This window comes from Burkholderia sp. Bp8998, assembly GCF_003854235.1.
Taxonomy (GTDB): Bacteria; Pseudomonadota; Gammaproteobacteria; order Burkholderiales; family Burkholderiaceae; genus Burkholderia.
On the sequence record NZ_QTQF01000015.1, the window covers coordinates 24393 to 43621 of the forward strand.

General features: G+C 66.9%; 20 protein-coding genes and 1 riboswitch. Of the genes, 19 read left to right on the plus strand and 1 reads right to left on the minus strand.

Translation table 11 applies throughout. The features are described 5' to 3' along the window. Positions 1–42 precede the first annotated feature (42 nt). The 4 genes from DIE06_RS16610 to thpR all read left to right on the plus strand — a co-directional run bounded on the left by DIE06_RS16610 (position 43) and on the right by thpR (position 4898). Positions 43–1509, plus strand: a complete 1467-nt coding sequence (locus DIE06_RS16610; protein ID WP_124662351.1) for a glutamate synthase subunit beta — start codon at positions 43–45, stop codon at positions 1507–1509. A 282-nt stretch (positions 1510–1791) separates the two neighbouring features. After that, positions 1792–2286, plus strand: a complete 495-nt coding sequence (locus DIE06_RS16615; RefSeq protein ID WP_124662352.1) for an RICIN domain-containing protein — start codon at positions 1792–1794, stop codon at positions 2284–2286. A gap of 576 nt (positions 2287–2862) precedes the next feature. Beyond that, positions 2863–4353 carry a sodium:alanine symporter family protein gene (locus DIE06_RS16620; RefSeq protein WP_124662353.1) on the plus strand — a complete coding sequence of 497 codons (1491 nt, stop codon included), beginning with the start codon at positions 2863–2865 and terminating at the stop codon, positions 4351–4353. Further along, a complete protein-coding gene (thpR, locus tag DIE06_RS16625) occupies positions 4350–4898 on the plus strand; it encodes an RNA 2',3'-cyclic phosphodiesterase (RefSeq protein ID WP_124662354.1) in 549 nt (182 codons plus the stop codon). The genes DIE06_RS16620 and thpR overlap by 4 nt, the downstream gene beginning before the upstream one ends. A gap of 54 nt (positions 4899–4952) precedes the next feature. Here the strand turns inward: thpR and DIE06_RS16630 are convergent, their stop codons facing one another. After that, entirely contained in the window at positions 4953–6722 is a 1770-nt protein-coding gene (locus tag DIE06_RS16630; RefSeq protein WP_124662355.1) for an ABC transporter ATP-binding protein/permease, read from the minus strand. Between the two features lie 268 nt (positions 6723–6990). Then, a riboswitch (TPP riboswitch) is annotated at positions 6991–7114 on the plus strand. Between the two features lie 234 nt (positions 7115–7348). Between DIE06_RS16630 and DIE06_RS16635 the strand changes: the two genes are divergently transcribed. The 15 genes from DIE06_RS16635 (at position 7349) to hisG (ending at position 19228) form a co-directional block, all read left to right on the plus strand. Beyond that, the gene (locus tag DIE06_RS16635; protein WP_124662356.1) at positions 7349–8485 is read left to right on the plus strand and encodes an FAD-dependent oxidoreductase; all 1137 of its coding nucleotides are present in this window, start codon (positions 7349–7351) and stop codon (positions 8483–8485) included. Between the two features lie 32 nt (positions 8486–8517). Next, entirely contained in the window at positions 8518–8715 is a 198-nt protein-coding gene (thiS, locus tag DIE06_RS16640) for a sulfur carrier protein ThiS (protein WP_014898319.1), read from the plus strand. Between the two features lie 38 nt (positions 8716–8753). After that, positions 8754–9569 (plus strand): thiazole synthase, encoded by an 816-nt coding sequence (locus tag DIE06_RS16645; RefSeq protein ID WP_039322226.1) that lies wholly within the window; start codon positions 8754–8756, stop codon positions 9567–9569. Next, complete coding sequence (thiE, locus tag DIE06_RS16650) at positions 9566–10690, plus strand: thiamine phosphate synthase (RefSeq protein WP_124662357.1); 1125 nt, start codon at positions 9566–9568, stop codon at positions 10688–10690. Before DIE06_RS16645 ends, thiE begins: the two co-directional genes overlap by 4 nt. A gap of 84 nt (positions 10691–10774) precedes the next feature. After that, positions 10775–11596: an ABC transporter ATP-binding protein gene (locus tag DIE06_RS16655; protein ID WP_014898316.1), complete on the plus strand. Its 822-nt coding sequence runs from the start codon at positions 10775–10777 to the stop codon at positions 11594–11596. Then, on the plus strand, positions 11593–12360 hold the full coding sequence (mlaE, locus tag DIE06_RS16660; RefSeq protein ID WP_011655796.1) for a lipid asymmetry maintenance ABC transporter permease subunit MlaE: 768 nt from the start codon (positions 11593–11595) through the stop codon (positions 12358–12360). The genes DIE06_RS16655 and mlaE overlap by 4 nt, the downstream gene beginning before the upstream one ends. 24 nt (positions 12361–12384) lie before the next feature. Beyond that, a complete protein-coding gene (mlaD, locus tag DIE06_RS16665) occupies positions 12385–12945 on the plus strand; it encodes an outer membrane lipid asymmetry maintenance protein MlaD (RefSeq protein WP_124662358.1) in 561 nt (186 codons plus the stop codon). Between the two features lie 32 nt (positions 12946–12977). Next, positions 12978–13943 carry a VacJ family lipoprotein gene (locus tag DIE06_RS16670; RefSeq protein ID WP_124662448.1) on the plus strand — a complete coding sequence of 322 codons (966 nt, stop codon included), beginning with the start codon at positions 12978–12980 and terminating at the stop codon, positions 13941–13943. 110 nt (positions 13944–14053) lie between these two features. After that, positions 14054–14683 carry a phospholipid-binding protein MlaC gene (locus DIE06_RS16675; protein WP_124662359.1) on the plus strand — a complete coding sequence of 210 codons (630 nt, stop codon included), beginning with the start codon at positions 14054–14056 and terminating at the stop codon, positions 14681–14683. Continuing rightward, positions 14680–14955 (plus strand): lipid asymmetry maintenance protein MlaB, encoded by a 276-nt coding sequence (locus tag DIE06_RS16680; RefSeq protein WP_124662360.1) that lies wholly within the window; start codon positions 14680–14682, stop codon positions 14953–14955. The genes DIE06_RS16675 and DIE06_RS16680 overlap by 4 nt, the downstream gene beginning before the upstream one ends. A 192-nt stretch (positions 14956–15147) precedes the next feature. Further along, entirely contained in the window at positions 15148–16074 is a 927-nt protein-coding gene (locus DIE06_RS16685) for an ABC transporter ATP-binding protein (protein WP_124662361.1), read from the plus strand. Then, positions 16071–16925 carry an ABC transporter permease gene (locus tag DIE06_RS16690; RefSeq protein ID WP_260433630.1) on the plus strand — a complete coding sequence of 285 codons (855 nt, stop codon included), beginning with the start codon at positions 16071–16073 and terminating at the stop codon, positions 16923–16925. The genes DIE06_RS16685 and DIE06_RS16690 overlap by 4 nt, the downstream gene beginning before the upstream one ends. A 50-nt stretch (positions 16926–16975) precedes the next feature. Continuing rightward, positions 16976–17215, plus strand: coding sequence for a BolA family protein (locus tag DIE06_RS16695; RefSeq protein WP_006477131.1), 240 nt, complete (start codon positions 16976–16978; stop codon positions 17213–17215). Between the two features lie 13 nt (positions 17216–17228). Further along, positions 17229–18578: a UDP-N-acetylglucosamine 1-carboxyvinyltransferase gene (gene murA / locus DIE06_RS16700; RefSeq protein WP_124662362.1), complete on the plus strand. Its 1350-nt coding sequence runs from the start codon at positions 17229–17231 to the stop codon at positions 18576–18578. Beyond that, positions 18575–19228: an ATP phosphoribosyltransferase gene (gene hisG / locus DIE06_RS16705; protein ID WP_006751807.1), complete on the plus strand. Its 654-nt coding sequence runs from the start codon at positions 18575–18577 to the stop codon at positions 19226–19228. Before murA ends, hisG begins: the two co-directional genes overlap by 4 nt. Position 19229 lies beyond the last annotated feature (1 nt).

Sequence of the window (19229 nt, forward strand, 5' to 3'; positions counted from 1 at the left end):
GCGCGGCTCCCCCACCTGATACACCGAACAGAAGAGCACCTTATGGGCAAGGCAACCGGTTTTCTGGAGTTCGAACGCCGCCACGAGGCGTACGAAGCACCGCTCACGCGCGTGAAGCACTACAAGGAATTCGTCGCGGCACTGACCGACGCGGACGCGAAGGTCCAGGGCGCACGCTGCATGGATTGCGGCATCCCGTTCTGCAACAACGGCTGCCCGGTCAACAACATCATCCCGGACTTCAACGATCTCGTTTACCGCCAGGACTGGCAGCAGGCGATCGAAGTCCTGCATTCGACCAACAACTTCCCCGAGTTCACGGGCCGCATCTGCCCGGCACCGTGCGAGGCAGCCTGCACGCTCGGGATCAACAACGATCCGGTCGGCATCAAGTCGATCGAGCATGCGATCATCGACAAGGCCTGGGCGGAAGGCTGGGTGAAGCCGCTGCCGCCCGAGCACAAGACCGGCAAGAAGGTGGCGGTCGTCGGTTCGGGCCCTGCGGGTCTCGCCGCCGCGCAGCAGCTCGCGCGCGCCGGCCACGACGTGACGGTGTTCGAGAAGAACGATCGCGTCGGCGGCCTGCTGCGTTACGGGATCCCCGACTTCAAGCTCGAGAAGTGGCTGATCGATCGCCGCATGCGCCAGATGGAAGCGGAAGGCGTGACGTTCCGCACCAGCGTGTTCATCGGCAAGGATCCGCTGCCCGAGTCGATCGGCAGCCTCGCGAAGGAAACCATTTCGCCGGAGAAGCTGAAGGAAGAGTTCGACGCGGTCGTGATCGCGGGCGGTTCGGAAACGCCGCGCGACCTGCCGGTGCCGGGCCGCGAGCTCGCCGGCGTGCATTTCGCGATGGACTTCCTGCCGCAGCAGAACCGCGTGAACGCGGGCGACAAGCTCGTCGACCAGCTGGTCGCGAAGGGCAAGCACGTGATCGTGATCGGCGGCGGCGACACGGGTTCGGACTGCGTCGGCACGTCGAACCGTCACGGCGCGAAGCAGGTCACGCAGTTCGAGCTGCTGCCGCAGCCGCCGGAAGAGGAAAACAAGCCGCTCGTGTGGCCGTACTGGCCGATCAAGCTGCGCACGTCGTCGTCGCACGAGGAAGGCTGCGAGCGTGACTGGGCGGTCGCGACGAAGCGTCTCGAAGGCAAGAACGGCAAGGTCGAGAAGCTGATCGCGGCGCGCGTCGAATGGAAGGACGGCAAGATGCAGGAAGTGCCGGGCTCCGAGTTCGAGATGAAGGCCGACCTGGTGCTGCTCGCGATGGGCTTCACGCAGCCGGCAGCCACCGTGCTCGAGGCGTTCGGCGTCGCGAAGGACGCACGCGGCAACGCGCGTGCGGCGACCGAAGGCGATCGCTCGTACTACACGTCGGTCGACAAGGTGTTCGCGGCAGGCGACATGCGCCGCGGCCAGTCGCTCGTCGTCTGGGCGATCCGCGAAGGCCGCCAGTGCGCGCGCTCGGTCGATGCGTACCTGATGGGGCATTCGGAACTGCCGCGGTAAGCTCAATCGCGTAAGCAGGTTCTGATGAAAACCGGGCGTTCGAAAGGGCGCCCGGTTTTTTTATGGGGCGCGAGCCTGCGGCGATTGGGTTGGCCGGGATTTTCCGTGAGCTGTCGACAATTAATTCGGCATCAATTAAATCGACCATTTATAAAAACAAAAATATCGATATTTATCTGGAAATAGAGGTTGAATCGGGGTCTGCTGCCACCTATAGTGATTTTCGTCCGATTAATTCGGGCATATTGAACGGTCTGGTTTTCATACCCTTTGGAGAAAATCATGGCGTATGTATCGATGTCGTTTCAGTTTACGCAGGATCCGACGCGCGTCCTCGGTGTTGCCCAAAACAATACCAACGGCAGCGTGATCGGCCCCGATGCCCCGGTGCAACTTCGCTATTTCACCGACCCGAATGTGCAGACCCTGTGGGACTACGATCCCACCCTTGGTTTCATCATTCTGGATTTCAGCGATTCGAACGGCGGAGGCAAGCTGGCGGTCGACTTCGCAAACGGCAAGGTCGCCCCCGAGACCCCGCTGGTCCTGCGTCCGTTCACGGGAGCGCCTTCGCAGCGGTGGAGCATCTCCATTCGCCCCGGTTACATCACGTCACTCGCCAACACCGGCCTCGTGATCGACGATCATTACGATAGTCTGCAAGCCAACAACCTCGTCTGGGCATTCCCCTACAACGGGACCCACGCACAACAATGGACGCCGGTTCATGCCTTCCAGGCAGTCGCCGAAAGAGCGCCGCACTCGCTACGAGCATAAGAATTGTTTGCGGTCGCCGCGGGCAGAGGATGCCCGCGGCGACTGACGTGGACGCCTGCGCGTTGTCGACGGGTGAATTTTTTAACGGAAATCAATCGGTATTGCAAGAAACTGTATCAGATTCGCGCGGTTTATTTCTATTTTTAGAGCTTGGGGGTCTCTGGAGGGTGCGATTAACGGGTGGTGAAAAAATGCTTAAAGAATAAATTCGTTTTTATCGCCATTTCTGTTTGGTGATTCACTGTTGCGATTGTTTTCGGGCGTCAAAGATCGCGACTCGCCCGCTACGGTATTTCCGCTTGGGATCGCTGCTCGCCGAGCCAGGCTCGCCGTGTGACAACGGGCAGGGATCCGGGGCATGACGCAAGCCCCGGGCATGCACTCGCCGCGCCCCCGTCGCATACCCCCGCATCTCCCCGAAGCGTCGCCTAACCTGATCACATCGGGCGCTGATTTTTCGCGATCCCGTTTCCTTTCGTTTTGTAATAATCCTTGAAAACTGTCATATCATGACGCCCCTCCGGTCGCGTTCGCGTGGCCGCCGCATTTGACTGACCCCATTTACAAGGACTCTGGATGGAAGCACTCGTACAAGGCCTGATCGACGCCGTCAACGGCGTGCTGTGGAACTACGTGCTGATCGCGCTGCTGCTCGGCGTGGGCGCGTGGTTCACGCTGCGGTTCCGGATGATCCAGCTGAAGGCGCTGCTCCTCAGCATCAAGCTGGTCGGCAGCAAGGGCGAGCCGGGCAGCATCTCGTCGTTCCAGGCGTTCGCGACCGGGCTCGCGAGCCGCGTGGGCACCGGCAACATCGCGGGCGTCGCGGTCGCGCTGACGATCGGCGGGCCGGGCGCGATCTTCTGGATGTGGATGACGGCGCTCGTCGGGATGTCGTCCGCGTTCGTCGAGGCGACGCTCGCGCAGATCTTCAAGGTGTCGCATCCGGACGGCAGCTATCGTGGCGGCCCCGCGTACTACATCCAGACGGGCCTGCGTTCGCGCGGCTTCGGCGTGCTGTTCTCGCTGTCGCTGATTCTCGCGTTCGGCTTCGTGTTCAACGCGGTGCAGGCCAATGCGATCGCCGACGCGTTCCATACGTCGTTCGGCTGGAGCCGCGAGACGGTCGGCCTCGGCCTCGTGCTGCTCACCGCGCCGCTCATCTTCGGCGGGATTCGCCGCATCGCGTCGGTCGCGCAGGTGATCGTGCCGGTGATGGCAATCGGCTACCTCGCGCTGGCGGTCTACGCGGTCGCGACGCATGTCACCCTTGTGCCGGGCGTGATCGCGCTGATCGTGAAGAGCGCGTTCGGGCTCGAACAGGCGGCGGGTGGCCTGACCGGCTATGCGGTCAGCCAGGCGGTCGCGATGGGCGTGAAGCGCGGGCTGTTCTCGAACGAGGCCGGCATGGGCAGCGCGCCGAACGCGGCCGCGACCGCGAGCGTGCGGCATCCGGTCGTGCAAGGGCTGATCCAGATGCTCGGCGTGTTCGTCGACACGATCGTGATCTGCAGCGCGACCGCGTTCGTGATCCTGCTGTCGGGCCAGTACGAACTCGGCACCGGCATGGAAGGCGCGGCGCTCACGCAGCGTGCCATCGCGAGCCACGTCGGCGACTGGGGCGGCATCTACATGGCCGTCGCGATCTTCTTCTTCGCGTACTCGTCGGTGATCGGCAATTACGCATACGCGGAAGGCAACGTCGAATTCATCACAAAGCGGCGCGGCGTGCTGCCGCTGTTCCGCATCGCGGTGCTCGGGATGGTGATGTTCGGCAGCGTCGGGCAACTGCCGCTCGTATGGGCGATGGCCGATACGAGCATGGGACTGATGGCGATCATCAACCTGGTCGCGATCCTCGCGCTCGGCAAGTATGCGCATGCCGCGTGGCGCGACTATCGCCGCCAGCGCGCGGAAGGTGTCGCCGATCCGGTGTTCACGCGCAACACGATTCCCGAGCTTGCAAGCATGTTGCCCGCCGACGTGTGGGGCGAGCACGGTCCGCTGCCGCAGCGTCCGGCTTCGGAGGATGCGGTGGTCGAAGCGCGCGTGGCGGTGCGCGAGTCATGAACGGCGACCGGCTCCGTGCGTTCGTCGCGCTGGTGCCGGATGCGGCATCGCGCGATGCGCTGCACGCGTTGCCGGTCACCCGCGGCGCGCGGCGCACGATGCCGGCTCAATTGCACGTGACGCTCGCGTTCATCGGTGCAATCGAACGCGAGCTGTGCAATGCGCTGGCCGCGCGCCTGCCGGCCCTCGCGGCTCGGCACGCGCTGCCGTTACAGTTGGTCGAGCGGATCGCGTGGTGGCCGAGCCTGCCGCGCGCGAGGCTGATCGTCGCGGAACTGGCGCCCGATCCCGCCTGTGCGGCGCTGAATGCCGACGTGTCCGCGCTGCTGCGCGAACTGGGCGTGCCGGCCGACCGCCGGCCGTTCCGGCCGCACGTCACGCTCGCGCGGCTACCGCGCGACGCGGACGGGCAGCCTGCGCGCGGCGGTGCGACCGGGCGGCCGGTCGCGCTGCGTTTCGTCGCGCTGACGCTATTTGAAAGCCGGCTGTCGCACGACGGCGTGTCGCATGTGCCGATCGTGTCGGCGCCGGTCGCGCTGGCGTAGCGGGAAGGACGAGGAAGAGAAGGCCGGCGCGGTATGCGCCGGCCTTTTTTGCGGTTACGCGGCGACCTTGTCGCTGTCGTTCACGCGTTCGACGTTGATCGTGCCGACGTGGAACGCGGCCAGCGCCTCGCGGTGCGCGATGCTGACGATCGCGGCCTTCGGCAGCCGTTCGGCGAACAGGTGATAGAGCCGCGCTTCGTTGTCGGCATCGAGCGCGCTCGTCGCTTCGTCGAGGAACAGGAAGTCCGGCTTGTGCAGCAGCACGCGCGCGCCGGCGAGGCGCTGCTGTTCGCCCGGCGACAGCACACGCGTCCAGTGGCCGGTCTCGTCGAGGCGCTCGACGTAGTCTTCGAGGCGGCACGCGCGCAACGCGTCGCGGCATGCGTCGTCGGTGAACGCGTCGGGCGTGGCCGGATAGGTGAGCGCGGCCTTCAGCGTGCCGATCGGCAAGTAGCTCGTCTGCGGCACGAACATCATCCGCGCACCGACCGGCGCGTCGATCGCGCCGTCGCCGAACGGCCACAGGCCCGCGAGCGCGCGCATGAACGTGCTCTTGCCGGAACCCGACTTGCCGATCACGAGCCAGCGCGAGCCGGGTTCGATCGTCAGGTTGCCGATGTTCGCGAGCGCGTTGCCGTTCGGCAGCGCGAGCTTCAGCGACGACGTCGACAGCTTCGCGGCATCGACGTAGTGCAGGTTGATGCCGCCGTGCTCGGTCGCGGGCGACAGGCTTTCCTTCAGGTGCGACGTACCCATCACGCGCTTGAATTCACGCAGACGGTTGACGGTCGCGCGCCATTCGACGAGGGTCGAGTAACTGTTGATGAACCACGAGAACGAATCGCTGACGGTACCGAACGCGGACGAGATCTGCATCAGCACGCCGAACGAGAACGCGCCCGCGAAATAGCGCGGCGCCGCGACGACGAGCGGGAAGATGATCGCGATTTGCCCGTAGAAGCTCAGCACGAACGTGAGGCGCTTCGTGTACTTCATCACGCGCCACCAGTTGTCGCGAATGCGCATGAACAGGCTCTGCGCGTTGCCGGTCTCGGTTTTCTCGCCGTCGTAGAACGCGATCTGCTCGGCGTTCTCGCGCACGCGGATCAGCCCGAAGCGGAAGTCGGCCTCGACGCGCTGCTGCTGGTAGTTGATCGACACGAGCGGGTGGCCGACCTTCTGGATGATCAGCGAGCCGACCACTGCGTACAGCGCGGCCGCCCACACCATGTAGCCGGGGATCGTGATCGGCGTCGCGCCGAGCGAGAGCGTCAGCGCGCCGGCGAGCGACCACAGGATCGTGATGAACGACACGAGCGTGACGACCGTCGACAGCAGATCGAGCGACAACGCGAGCGTCGTCGTCGCGAACGACTGGAGATCGTCGGTGATCCGCTGGTCGGGGTTGTCGGCGAGGCGGTCGCGTTCGATCCGGTAGAACGCGCGATCGCCGAGCCACTGGTCGAGAAACCGGTCGGTGAGCCACTGGCGCCACCGGAACCCGAGCATCTGGCGCAGGTAGCGGCCGTACACCGCGAGGATGATGAAGCCGAACGCGAGCGCGGAGAACTGCATCAGCAGGTTCGGGAAGTCGTGGACGTCCTTCGACTGCAGCGCGTTATAGAACTGCGCGTTCCACTTGTTCAGCTTGACGTTGATCCAGACCACGCAGAGGTTGATCGCGATGATCGTGACCAGCAGCCCCCACGCGACTTTCCATTCGGACGACACCCAGTAGGGCTTGATGAGGCTCCATGCGGATACCGGGCGCTCGTCCTGCAGCGCGTCGGAGGCGGAGCGGACGGAATCGATCGATTGGGTCATGTGCTTCCTGATGAGTAGCCGGCGCGCGGGCCGGGCGAAGCCGGACGCGCGCCGCGATACGGCAATCCGGGACGAGGTGCCGACTGACGGCGAGCGTCCGGATGGTGGCCCGCGCGTCTTAAACGGCACTTAAGGCCGACGGTGACGCGGCAACCGGCCGCTCGCGCGGCCGGCCTGCGGGCATTGTGCCAGAGCGGCGCGGCGCGACGGCGAATTTGCCGCAAGGGGACAGTTTGCGGGGCTTTCCGCTTTTATGGTCTAATGGCCGACGACGAAACAGGGGTGCTTCGAGCGCGGCCGACGGACAGTTCCGGGCAACGCGGCGAGGCTGAGAAAGACCCTTCGCACCCGATCCGGGTAATACCGGCGAGGGAAGTTTCTGATCCCGCCGGGCCGCGCTGGCTGCCATCCCACATGGTCAGCGCCCGAGTCCCGCCCGGCCGGCCTTTGCTGCCGGTTTCGTCCTTTTGGGTACGCGCGTCGCGCGTTACGGAAGGAATGATGACCGCTCAATCTTCAGTCTTTTGCGCTGTTCCCGATCCACTGTCGCGTGCGTTCGCACGGGACGGTGTGTGCACGTCGACGTCCGTCGCACGCGTCCGCGCGGTTCGGGGGGAGGGCGTGCGATGAACCTCCTCGCTTCCCGGCCGGATTTCGCGGTACTCGGCGGCGGCCTCGTCGGCCGCCTGATCGCCTGGCGGCTCGCGGGCGACGGGCATCGCGTCGCGCTGTACGAACGCGGCGGCCCGGACGGCGAGCAGTCGGCCGCGTGGGTCGCGGCCGCGATGCTCGCGCCGCTCGCCGAGGCGGCGAGTGCCGAGTTGCTGATCACCGAGCTCGGCGCCGCATCGCTCGCGCGCTGGCCGCAATGGCTCGCGGAACTGCCCGAACCCGTGTTCTTTCAGCATCACGGCACGCTCGTCGTCTGGCATCACGCGGATCGTGCCGAGGCGCCGCTGTTCGAGCGGCGCGTGCGCGCGAACGCGCCGGCCGAACTGTTCGACGGCGGCTTCGTCGCGTTGGCCGGTGCACAGGTCGACGCGGCCGAACCCGCGCTCGCGGGGCGCTTCGCGCGCGGCCTGATGCTGCCGCGCGAAGGGCAGCTCGACAACCGGCAGGCGCTGCGCGCACTCGCGGCGGGCCTCGCGCAACGCGGCGCCGAGCTGCACTGGCACGCGACGATCGACGATGCGAACCGGCCCGACGCGCATTTCACGATCGATTGCCGCGGGCTTGGCGCGAAATCCGTGCTCCCCGCGCTGCGCGGCATCCGCGGTGAAGTCGCGCGCGTGCGTGCGCCCGGCATCGGGCTCACGCGGCCCGTGCGGCTGCTACATCCGCGCTATCCGCTGTACATCGCGCCGAAACAGGACGACCTGTACGTGATCGGCGCAACCGAGGTGGAGGGCGAGGACATGTCGCCCGTCAGCGTGCGCTCGGCGCTCGAACTGCTGAGCGCGGCGTTCTCCGTGCACCCGGCGTTCGGCGAGGCGCGCATCCTCGAGCTCAACGCGCAGTGCCGCCCGACATTGCCCGATCACCGCCCGGCGGTGATCTGGGACGGCGCGACGACGCTCGCCGTCAACGGCCTGTACCGGCACGGCTTCATGATCGCGCCGGAAGTCGCGCAGGCGGCGGCCGCGTTCGCGCAAGCGGCACTCGGCGGCGCGTTCGCCGATGCCGACGCGTTCGCCGCGTGGCGCGATGCCGCGCGCTGGCCGACGCTCCTTCATCACCGCGACGACGCGCGCCAGCCGGCCTGACGCGCGCCGCCGACCGAATTCGATCAAGCCTCATGGATATCCAGATCAACCAACAGACGCTGACGCTGCCCGACGGCGCGACGGTGGCCGACGCGCTCGCCGCGTACGGCGCACGTCCGCCATACGCGGTCGCGCTGAACGGCAATTTCGTCGCGCGCACGCAGCATGCGGCGCGCGCGCTCGCGACGGGCGACAAGCTCGACGTGGTGCACCCCGTCGCGGGCGGCTGAGCGCCGCCGGTTCGCCCCCGCTCTTCCAGGAAAACGACATGACGTCCCTCACTTCCGCCGACGCGCTGACGCTGTACGGCGAAACCTTCGCAAGCCGCGTGCTGCTCGGCACGTCGCGCTATCCGTCGCTGCAGTCGCTGTCCGATTCGATCGCCGCGTCGCGCCCCGGGATGGTGACGGTCGCGCTGCGCCGCCAGATGACGGGCGGCACCGCCGAGGCCGGCTTCTTCGACCTGCTCAAGCGTCACGCGGTGCCGCTGCTGCCGAACACGGCCGGCTGCCAGACCGTCGCCGAGGCGGTGACGACCGCGCACATGGCGCGCGAGGTCTTCGACACCGACTGGATCAAGCTCGAGCTGATCGGCGACGACTACACGCTGCAGCCCGACCCGGTCGGGCTGATCGAGGCGGCCGCGCAACTGGTCAAGGACGGCTTCAAGGTGCTGCCTTACTGCACCGAGGATCTCGTGATCGGCCGGCGCCTGCTCGACGTCGGTTGCGAGGCGCTGATGCCGTGGGGCGCGCCGATCGGTACCGGCAAGGGCGTCGTGAACCCGTACGGGCTGCGCGTGCTGCGCGAGCGGTTGCCGGACGTGCCGCTGATCGTCGATGCCGGGCTCGGCGTGCCGTCGCACGCGTGCCAGGTGATGGAGTGGGGATTCGACGGCGTGTTGCTGAACACGGCCGTGTCGCAGGCCACGCACCCGGAGATCATGGCGCGCGCGTTCGCGCAGGGTGTCGAGGCCGGCCGTGCGGCCTACCTCGCCGGGCCGATGGATGCGCGCGAGACCGCGCATGCGAGCACGCCGGTCGTCGGGATGCCGTTCTGGCATCAGGACGGGGGCGGCGCATGAGCGCGCGCTTCGCCGATGCGTTCTGGCCGCCGGCCGATGAGCTGGCCGAAGCGGCCGAACGGATTCGCGCCCGGCTGGGCGACTGGCCGACCGGCACGACGCGGTGGCGGCTCTGCGTCGCGGCGCCCGACGTGCCGGTCGACGGCGACGTGCTGATCGTGTCGGCCGGCGACCATGCCGCGCAGGCGCGCGCGTCGGCCGCATCGCGCCCCGCATCACCGGACGCGGTCGCGATCGAGTTCGACGAGCATGGCGCGGTGCTGCATGCCGCGGGCGCGCGCTACGCGCTGGAAGCCGCGCATCCGCTCGCCGACGACTGGATCGCGGCGCTCGCGGCGTTCCTCGATTGTGGTTTCGCGCCGATCGATGCACTGGTGCTCGCGCTGGCGTGGCGCGACGGCGACGAAACGCGCGATGCCGATGCGTGGCCGGTCGACGCCGCGCGGTTCCCGCGCGTCGCCGGCCTGGCTGCAGCACCCGAGCCCGCATTCCCGCCGTGCCCCGCGCAACTCGGCCTCTACCCGGTCGTTCCCGACGCCGAATGGGTCGAGCGCGCGCTCGATTGCGGCGCGCGGACCGTGCAGCTGCGCGTGAAGGAAGCGAACCCGGACGCGTTGCGCCAGGAGGTCGCGCGTGCGGTCGCGGCAGGGCGCCGCTATCCCGATGCGCGCGTGTTCATCAACGATCACTGGCAGATCGCGGTAGAAGCGGGTGCGTACGGCGTACATCTGGGTCAGGAAGACCTGGAAACGGCCGATCTGGCCGCGATTGCGCGCGCCGGCCTGCGGCTCGGACTGTCGAGCCACGGCTATTACGAGATGTTGCGGGCATTGCACGAGCGCCCGAGCTATCTGGCGCTCGGCCCCGTGTACGCGACGGCGACCAAGGCAGTCGCGGCGCCGCCGCAGGGCCTGGCGCGGATTGCCCGCTATGCGCGCTTCGCAGGGGCACGGGCTCCGCTCGTCGCGATCGGCGGCGTGGGGCTCGACGCGTTGCCGGACGTGCTGGCAACGGGCGTCGGCAGCGTCGCGGTCGTCAGTGCGGTCACGGGTGCCAGCGATTATCGGGCGGCGATTGTTGCGTCGCAGCAATGTTTTGCCCGACAATTTGACAATCATTGACCGCAGGGCCCGGAACGGCGTCACGACATCATTCCAAGGCAGGCCCTATAATTCGGCGTTCTGCGTAAAAGGACTGTCAGCTCCGTGAGCCCCACTCCTACCGAGACCCTGCTGGAACTTCGCGACGTCGACTTCGGCTACGGCGACCGCCTCGTCCTGTCGAACCTGAACCTGCGCTTCGGGCGCGGCCAGGTCGTCGCCGTCATGGGCGGGTCGGGTTGCGGCAAGACGACCGTGCTGCGCCTGATCGGCGGCCTCGTGCGCGCACGCCGCGGCCAGGTGCTGTTCGACGGCGCCGACGTCGGCGCGCAGACGCGCGACGGCCTGTACGCGCTGCGCCGCAAGATGGGCATGCTGTTCCAGTTCGGCGCGCTGTTCACCGACATGTCCGTGTTCGAGAACGTCGCGTTCGCGCTGCGCGAACACACCGACCTGCCCGAAGACCTGATCCGCGACCTCGTGCTGATGAAGCTCAACGCGGTCGGCCTGCGCGGCGCGCGCGACCTGATGCCGTCCGAGGTGTCGGGCGGGATGGCGCGCCGCATCGCGCTCGCGCGCGCGATCGCGCTCGACCCGCAGCTCATCATGTACGACGAACCGTTCGCGGGCCTCGATCCGATCTCGCTCGGCATCACCGCGAACCTGATCCGCACGCTGAACGAGGCGCTCGGCGCGACGTCGATCCTCGTCACGCACGACGTGCCGGAATCGTTCGCGATTGCCGATTATGTGTATTTTCTGGCCAACGGCGGCGTGCTCGCGCAGGGTACGCCCGACGAGCTGCGCGCGTCGACTGATCCGAGCGTGCGCCAGTTCATCGATGGCGCGCCGGACGGCCCGTTCAAATTTCATTACACGAGCCCGCCGCTGGCAGCGGATTTCGGGCTCGGCGGAGGGCGCGCATGATCAGCGCGATCGGACGTTACGTCATCGGCGGCCTCGAGCGCGCGGGCTACGGCACGCGGCTGTTCGTGCGCCTCGTGCTGGAATTCTTCCCGCTGCTGCGCCGGCCGCGGCTGGTCACGAAGCAGATCCACTTCCTCGGCAACTATTCGTTCGTGATCATCGCCGTGTCGGGCCTGTTCGTCGGCTTCGTGCTCGGCCTGCAGGGCTACTACACGCTGAATCGCTACGGGTCCGAGCAGGCGCTCGGCCTGCTGGTCGCGCTGTCGCTGGTGCGCGAACTCGGCCCGGTCGTGACCGCGCTACTGTTCGCGGGCCGCGCGGGCACGTCGCTCACGGCCGAGATCGGCCTGATGAAGGCCGGCGAGCAGCTCACCGCGCTCGAGATGATGGCCGTCGACCCGATCAAGACGGTGATCGCGCCGCGCCTGTGGGCCGGCATCATCGCGATGCCGCTGCTCGCCGCGATTTTCAACGCGGTCGGCGTGCTCGGCGGTTATTTCGTCGGGGTCGTGCTGATCGGCGTCGATCCGGGCGCGTTCTGGTCGCAGATGCAAGGCGGGGTCCAGGTGTGGGCCGACGTCGGCAACGGCGTGATCAAGAGCATCGTGTTCGGGTTCGCCGTGACCTTCATTGCGCTGTTTCAAGGGTATGAAGCGAAGCCCACGCCCGAGGGCGTGTCGCGCGCGACGACCAAGACCGTCGTGTTCGCGTCGCTCGCCGTACTCGGCCTCGATTTCCTGCTGACCGCGCTGATGTTCAGCTAAGCCTCAGCCAAGCCAAATTTTGGGATGACGATGAAAAAGACTGCTCTCGACTTCTGGGTCGGCCTGTTCGTGGTGGTGGGCTTCCTTGCGGTGCTGTTCCTGGCGCTCAAGGTCGGCAACATGAGCTCGCTGTCGTTTCAGCCGACCTACTCGGTGAGGATGAAATTCGACAACATCGGCGGGCTGAAGGCGCGCGCGGCCGTGAAGAGCGCGGGCGTCGTGGTCGGCCGCGTGAAGGCGATCGGCTTCGATCCCAACACCTACCAGGCGCTGGTGACGATCGATATCGACGGCCAGTACCCGTTCCCGAAGGATTCGTCGGCGAAGATCCTGACGTCGGGCCTGCTCGGCGAGCAGTACATCGGCCTCGATCCGGGCGGCGACACCGAAATGCTGAAGGCGGGCGATACGATCACGATGACGCAGTCGGCGATCGTGCTCGAGAACCTGATCGGCCAGTTCCTGTACAGCAAGGCAGCCGACGCGGGCGGCGCCAAGCCGGCAGCCGGGGCATCGGCTGCGCCCGCCGCACCCGCACCGGTCGCGGTGCCGGCGTCCGCGGTGTCCGGTTCGGCCGCCCAATAACCACACGAGAGAAAGACAAGAGGGTAATGACCATGCAGACGATCCGCATCAGGCACGCCGCGCTCGCCGTGGCGGCAGTCGCCGCGTTGAGCGGTTGCGCGACCGTGCAGACGCCGACCAAGGGCGATCCGCTCGAAGGCTTCAACCGGACGATGTACACGTTCAACGACACGGTCGACACGTACGCGCTCAGGCCGGTCGCGAAGGGCTACCAGTACGTGGTACCGCAGCCGGTGCGCGACAGCGTGACGAACTTCTTCTCGAACATCGGCGACGTGTACATCGCGGCGAACAACATCGTGCAGCTGCGGATCGCGGACGGCGTCGGCGACATCATGCGCGTCGTGATCAACACGGTGTTCGGCGTCGGCGGCCTGTTCGATGTCGCGACGATCGCGAAACTGCCGAAGCACACGGCCGACTTCGGGATCACGATGGGCCGCTACGGCATGCCTTCGGGCCCCTATCTCGTGCTGCCGCTGCTCGGCCCGAGCACGCTGCGCGACACGGCTGGCCTCGGCGTCGACTACGTCGGCAACCCGCTCACCTACGTGAAGCCGGACGGCCTGAGCTGGGGCCTGTTCGGCGTGAACCTCGTCAACACGCGTGCGAACCTGCTCGGCGCGGGCGACGTGCTGGATGCTGCGGCGCTCGACAAGTACTCGTTCGTGCGCAACGCGTACCTGCAACGCCGCCAGATGCTGATCGACAACGCGCGGGGCGAGGCCTCGGCGACGTCGAGCAACGATGCGCTGCCGAAGTACGACCTGCCGGACGACGGTGCGGCGCCGGCGGCAGCCGGCGCGGCCGGTACGGCGGGCGCAGCGGCAGTCGGCGGCGCGACGGCACCGGCCGGCGCGTCGGGCGCGGCCGTCGCCGCACCGGCGTCGGGTACCGCGGAAGTGCCGAACCCGGCCAGCGCGACGACCGTGCCGCCGATGCAGGTGACGCCGCCGTCGCCGGGCGGGTTCCGCTTCCCGAGCATCCGGCTGCACTGACCCGCTTACATTCGTTACAGCCCGAAACGATTCAGTCGGTAGCGCGCGCGAACTTGCGCGTAAGCTACCGGCTCCAACCTTTGCATCGACTCTTCATGCAGGTCACTATGATGAAAAAACTGTTCCTGATCCCCGTTTTCGCGGCGCTGTTCTCGTTCGGCAGCGCAGTTCACGCGCAAGTCGACCAATCGAACCCGCAGTCGCTGATCAAGACGGCGACGCAGCAGGTGCTCGACGAGGTCAAGCAACAGACGATCAAGCAAGGCGACACCAACCGCATCATTACGATCGTCAACAAGGACATCCTGCCGTACACCGACTTCCGCCGCACCACGCAGCTCGCGATGGGTCGCAACTGGCGCGCGGCGTCGGCCGAGCAGCAGCAGCAGGTTCAGGAGCAGTTCAAGCTGCTGCTGATCCGCACGTATTCGGGCGCGCTTGCGCAACTGAAGCCGGACCAGCAGATCCAGTACCCGCCGTTCCGCGCCGATCCGGCCGATACCGACGTGGTCGTGAAGACGGTCGCGATGAACAACGGCCAGCCGGTTCAGATCGACTACCGCCTGTACAAGACGGCCAATGGCTGGAAGGTGTATGACCTGAACGTGCTCGGGGCGTGGCTGATCCAGACGTACCAGCAGCAGTTCAACGAGAAGATCCAGCAAAGCGGCGTGGACGGGCTGATCAAGTTCCTGACGCAGCGCAACCAGGAACTTGCCGCCGGCAAGCAGGCGTCGTGAGCGGCTTCGCGGCCGACTCCTCGCTGACCGTCGCGAGCGCGAAGTCCGCGCTCGCGGACGGTCTCGCGCGCATCGGAGCGGGCGCGACCGCCGTCGATTGCGCGGCGCTGACGCAGTTCGACTCGTCCGCGCTCGCCGTGCTGCTCGCATGGCAACGTGCCGCCAAAGCCCGCGGCGCGACCCTCGATATCCTCAATCTCCCCTCGAAGCTCGCCAGCCTCGCGCGCGCCTACGGCGTCGACGCGCTCATCGACGGCACCGGGCGACATTGACCCTGTCCGACCGAAGCCTGCCGCGCCAGCCGGCGCGCGCACGCTTCCGGCCGCGCGCCTCCGGCGCCGGCTCCACCCGCCGGTTTGCCCTATAATCAAGCGTTTTGCGGGGCAGCCAATCGGCGTCCGGCCCCCATTTTCATTCGCAGCAAGCACAGAATAGGCGTCGCGGCCCTTGCGCCGCGCACAGTCATGTCAGCCATAGAAATCCGTCACGTCAGGAAGCGCTACAAATCGCTTCAGGCGCTCAAGGGCGTCAGCCTGTCGGTCGAGGAGGGCGAGTTTTTCGGTCTGCTCGGCCCGAACGGCGCAGGCAAGACCACGCTCATCAGTATCCTCGCCGGGCTTGCCCGGGCCGATGAAGGCAGTATCTCGGTGCGCGGCCACGACGTCGTCAAGGACTTCCGGGGTGCGCGCCGCGCGCTCGGCGTCGTGCCGCAGGAACTCGTGTTCGACCCGTTCTTCACCGTCCGCGAAACGCTGCGGATCCAGTCCGGCTATTTCGGGCTGCGCCGCAACGACGACTGGATCGACGAAGTGATGGCCAATCTCGACCTCACCGAGAAGGCCGACGCGAACATGCGCGCGCTGTCGGGCGGGATGAAGCGCCGCGTGCTGGTCGCGCAGGCGCTCGTGCACCGGCCGCCCGTGATCGTGCTCGACGAGCCGACTGCCGGCGTCGACGTCGAACTGCGCCAGACGCTGTGGAAATTCATCTCGCGGCTGAACCGCGAGGGCCACACGATCGTCCTGACCACCCATTACCTCGAGGAAGCCGAGTCGCTGTGCGACCGCATCGCGATGCTCCGTCGCGGCGAGGTCGTCGCGCTTGATCGCACCGACGCGCTGTTGCGCCGCTTCGCGGGGCTGCAGCTGTACCTGCGGTTCGCAACGGGTGCGCTGCCAGCCGAATTGCGCGGGCTGGAGACCGATCCGGCCGCGCGTGCGCCGGGCGAGCATCTGCTGCGCCTGTCGAACTACGACGACGTCGAGCGCATCCTCGCGCAATGCCGCGCGGCGGGCTGCACGTTCGACGAGATCGAGGTCCGCAAGGCGGATCTCGAGGATGTGTTCGTCCAGGTGATGAACGGGGCAGAAGTCGTCGAGGGGCTGGCATGAATAAACAACCCACACGCGAACTGCGTTCGCTCGGGGGGGCGCAGCCCCCTCGTTCCCGCCAAACTCCTGAACCCGGCGCTGTCGGGCGAGTAGCGGGAAGCGGTTTCCGAACGCTGTTCTACAAGGAACTCCTGCGCTTCTGGAAGGTGTCGTTCCAGACGGTATGCGCACCGATCGTGACGGCGCTGCTGTATCTGACGATCTTCGGCCACGCGCTGTCGGGCCGCGTCGAAGTGTATCCGGGCGTCGAGTACGTGAGCTTCCTCGTCCCGGGCCTGGTGATGATGAGCGTGCTGCAGAACGCGTTCGCGAACAGCTCGTCGTCGCTGATCCAGTCGAAGATCACCGGCAATCTCGTGTTCATGCTGCTGCCGCCGCTGTCGTACAAGGACATCTTCGGCGCGTACGTGCTCGCGTCCGTCGTGCGCGGGCTCGCGGTCGGCACCGGCGTGTTCGTCGTGACGATCTGGTTTATCCCGATGCATTTCGCGGCACCGTTGTTCATCATCGCGTTCGCACTGCTCGGTTCGGCGATCCTGGGGACGCTCGGGCTGATCGCCGGGATCTGGGCCGAGAAGTTCGACCAGCTGGCCGCGTTCCAGAACTTCCTGATCATGCCGCTGACGTTCCTGTCCGGCGTGTTCTATTCGACGCACTCGCTGCCGCCCGTGTGGCGCGAGATCTCGCGTCTCAACCCGTTTTTCTACATGATCGACGGCTTCCGTTACGGGTTCTTCGGCGCGTCCGACATCAACCCGCTCGCGAGCCTCGCGATCGTCACCGGTTTCTTCGTGCTGCTCGCGATGTTCGCGATGCGGCTGCTCGCGACCGGCTACAAACTGCGTCATTGATATCGACGGCGGCGGCCGCCACGGGCGGCGCGCGCCGACAGGAGCCCCTCATGTTGCCGACTCCCGAACAGGTCAAGCAATACATCGCCGGCGGTCTCGCCTGCACTCATCTGGAAGTCGAAGGCGACGGCCAGCATTTCTTCGCGACGATCGTGTCGGCGGCCTTCGAAGGCAAGCGGCCGATCCAGCGGCACCAGCTCGTCTATGCGGCGCTCGGCGATCGCATGAAGCAGGAAATCCACGCGCTCAGCATGAAGACGCTGACGCCCGCCGAATGGCAGAACGCATAACCGGAACCACTGAGTGCAAGTCACCGTCAACGAGCGCGACGCCGTCCAGAGCGTCGCCACGGCACACCCGGCCGCCAACGGGGAATCGCAGGGACATGGGATGGACAAGCTGGTGATCGAAGGCGGTCGCCGCTTGTCGGGCGAGATCGTCGTGTCGGGCGCGAAGAACGCCGCGCTGCCGATCCTGTGCGCGGGGCTGCTCAGCGCCGAGCCGGTCGAGCTCGACAACGTGCCGAACCTGAAGGACGTGCGCACCACGCTGAAGGTACTGAACCAGATGGGCGTGAAGAGCGAAGCGGACGGCTGCCGCGTGCAGCTCGACGCATCGCGTGTCGACAACCTCGTCGCGCCGTACGAGCTCGTCAAGACGATGCGCGCGTCGATCCTCGTGCTCGGGCCGCTGCTCGCGCGCTTCGGCGAGGCGAAGGTGTCGCTGCCGGGCGGCTGCGCGATCGGCGCACGGCCGGTCGACCAGCACATCAAGGGCCTGCAGGCGATGGGCGCCGAGATCAGCATCGAGCACGGCTTCATCGAGGCACGCGCGAAGCGCCTGAAGGGCGCGCGCATCGTGACCGACATGATCACGGTGACGGGGACGGAAAACCTGCTGATGGCCGCGACGCTGGCCGACGGCGAGACGGTGATCGAGAACGCGGCGCGCGAGCCGGAAGTGAGCGATCTCGCACACTTGCTGGTCGCGATGGGCGCGAAGATCGACGGGATCGGCACCGACCGCCTCGTGATCCAGGGCGTCGAGCGGCTGCATGGCGCACGCCATTCGGTGATTCCCGACCGTATCGAGGCCGGCACGTTCCTGTGCGCGGTCGCCGCGGCGGGCGGCGACGTGATGCTGACGGGCGTGCGCCCGCACATCCTCGACGCGGTGATCGACAAGCTGCGCGAGGCCGGCGTGTCGATCGAGGAAGGCGACAGCTGGCTGCGCGTGAAGATGGACCGCCGCCCGTCGGCGGTGACGATCCGCACGTCGGAATACCCGGCGTTCCCGACCGACATGCAGGCGCAATTCATGGCCCTCAATTCGGTCGCGACGGGCACCGCGCAGGTCGTCGAGACCATTTTCGAGAACCGCTTCATGCACGTGCAGGAGCTGAACCGGCTCGGCGCGAACATCACGATCGACGGCAATACGGCGCTCGTGACGGGCGTCGACAAGCTGTCCGGCGCGAACGTGATGGCGACCGACCTGCGCGCGTCGGCGAGCCTCGTGATCGCCGCGCTGCGCGCCGAAGGCGAAACGCTCGTCGACCGCATCTATCACCTGGACCGCGGCTACGACCGCATGGAAACCAAACTGACCGCCGTCGGCGCGAACGTGCGCCGCCTCTCCGGGAGCCAAGCATGACCGCGCCGTTGACCCTCGCCCTGTCGAAGGGCCGGATTTTCGAGGAAACCCTGCCGTTGCTGGCGGCCGCTGGCGTGCAGGTGGCCGAGGATCCGGAAACGTCGCGCAAGCTGATCCTGCCGACGACCGATCCGAACCTGCGCGTGATCATCGTGCGCGCGAGCGACGTGCCGACCTACGTCGAATACGGCGCGGCCGATTTCGGCGTGGCCGGCAAGGACGTGCTGGTCGAGCACGGCGGCTCGGGCCTGTACCAGCCGATCGATCTGAACATTGCACGCTGCCGGATGTCGGTGGCCGTGCCGGCCGGCTTCGACTACGCGAACGCGGTGCGCCAGGGCGCGCGCCTGCGGGTCGCGACCAAGTACGTCGAAACGGCACGCGAACACTTCGCCGCGAAGGGCGTGCACGTCGACCTGATCAAGCTGTACGGCTCGATGGAGCTGGCGCCGCTGGTCGGGCTGGCCGACGCGATCGTCGACCTCGTCAGCTCGGGCGGCACGCTGAAGGCGAACAATCTGGTCGAGGTCGAGGAGATCATGGCGATCTCGTCGCGCCTCGTCGTGAACCAGGCTGCGCTGAAGTTGAAGCGCGCGGCGCTCAAGCCGATTCTCGACGCGTTCGAACGCGCGTCGCAGAATGGCAATTGAG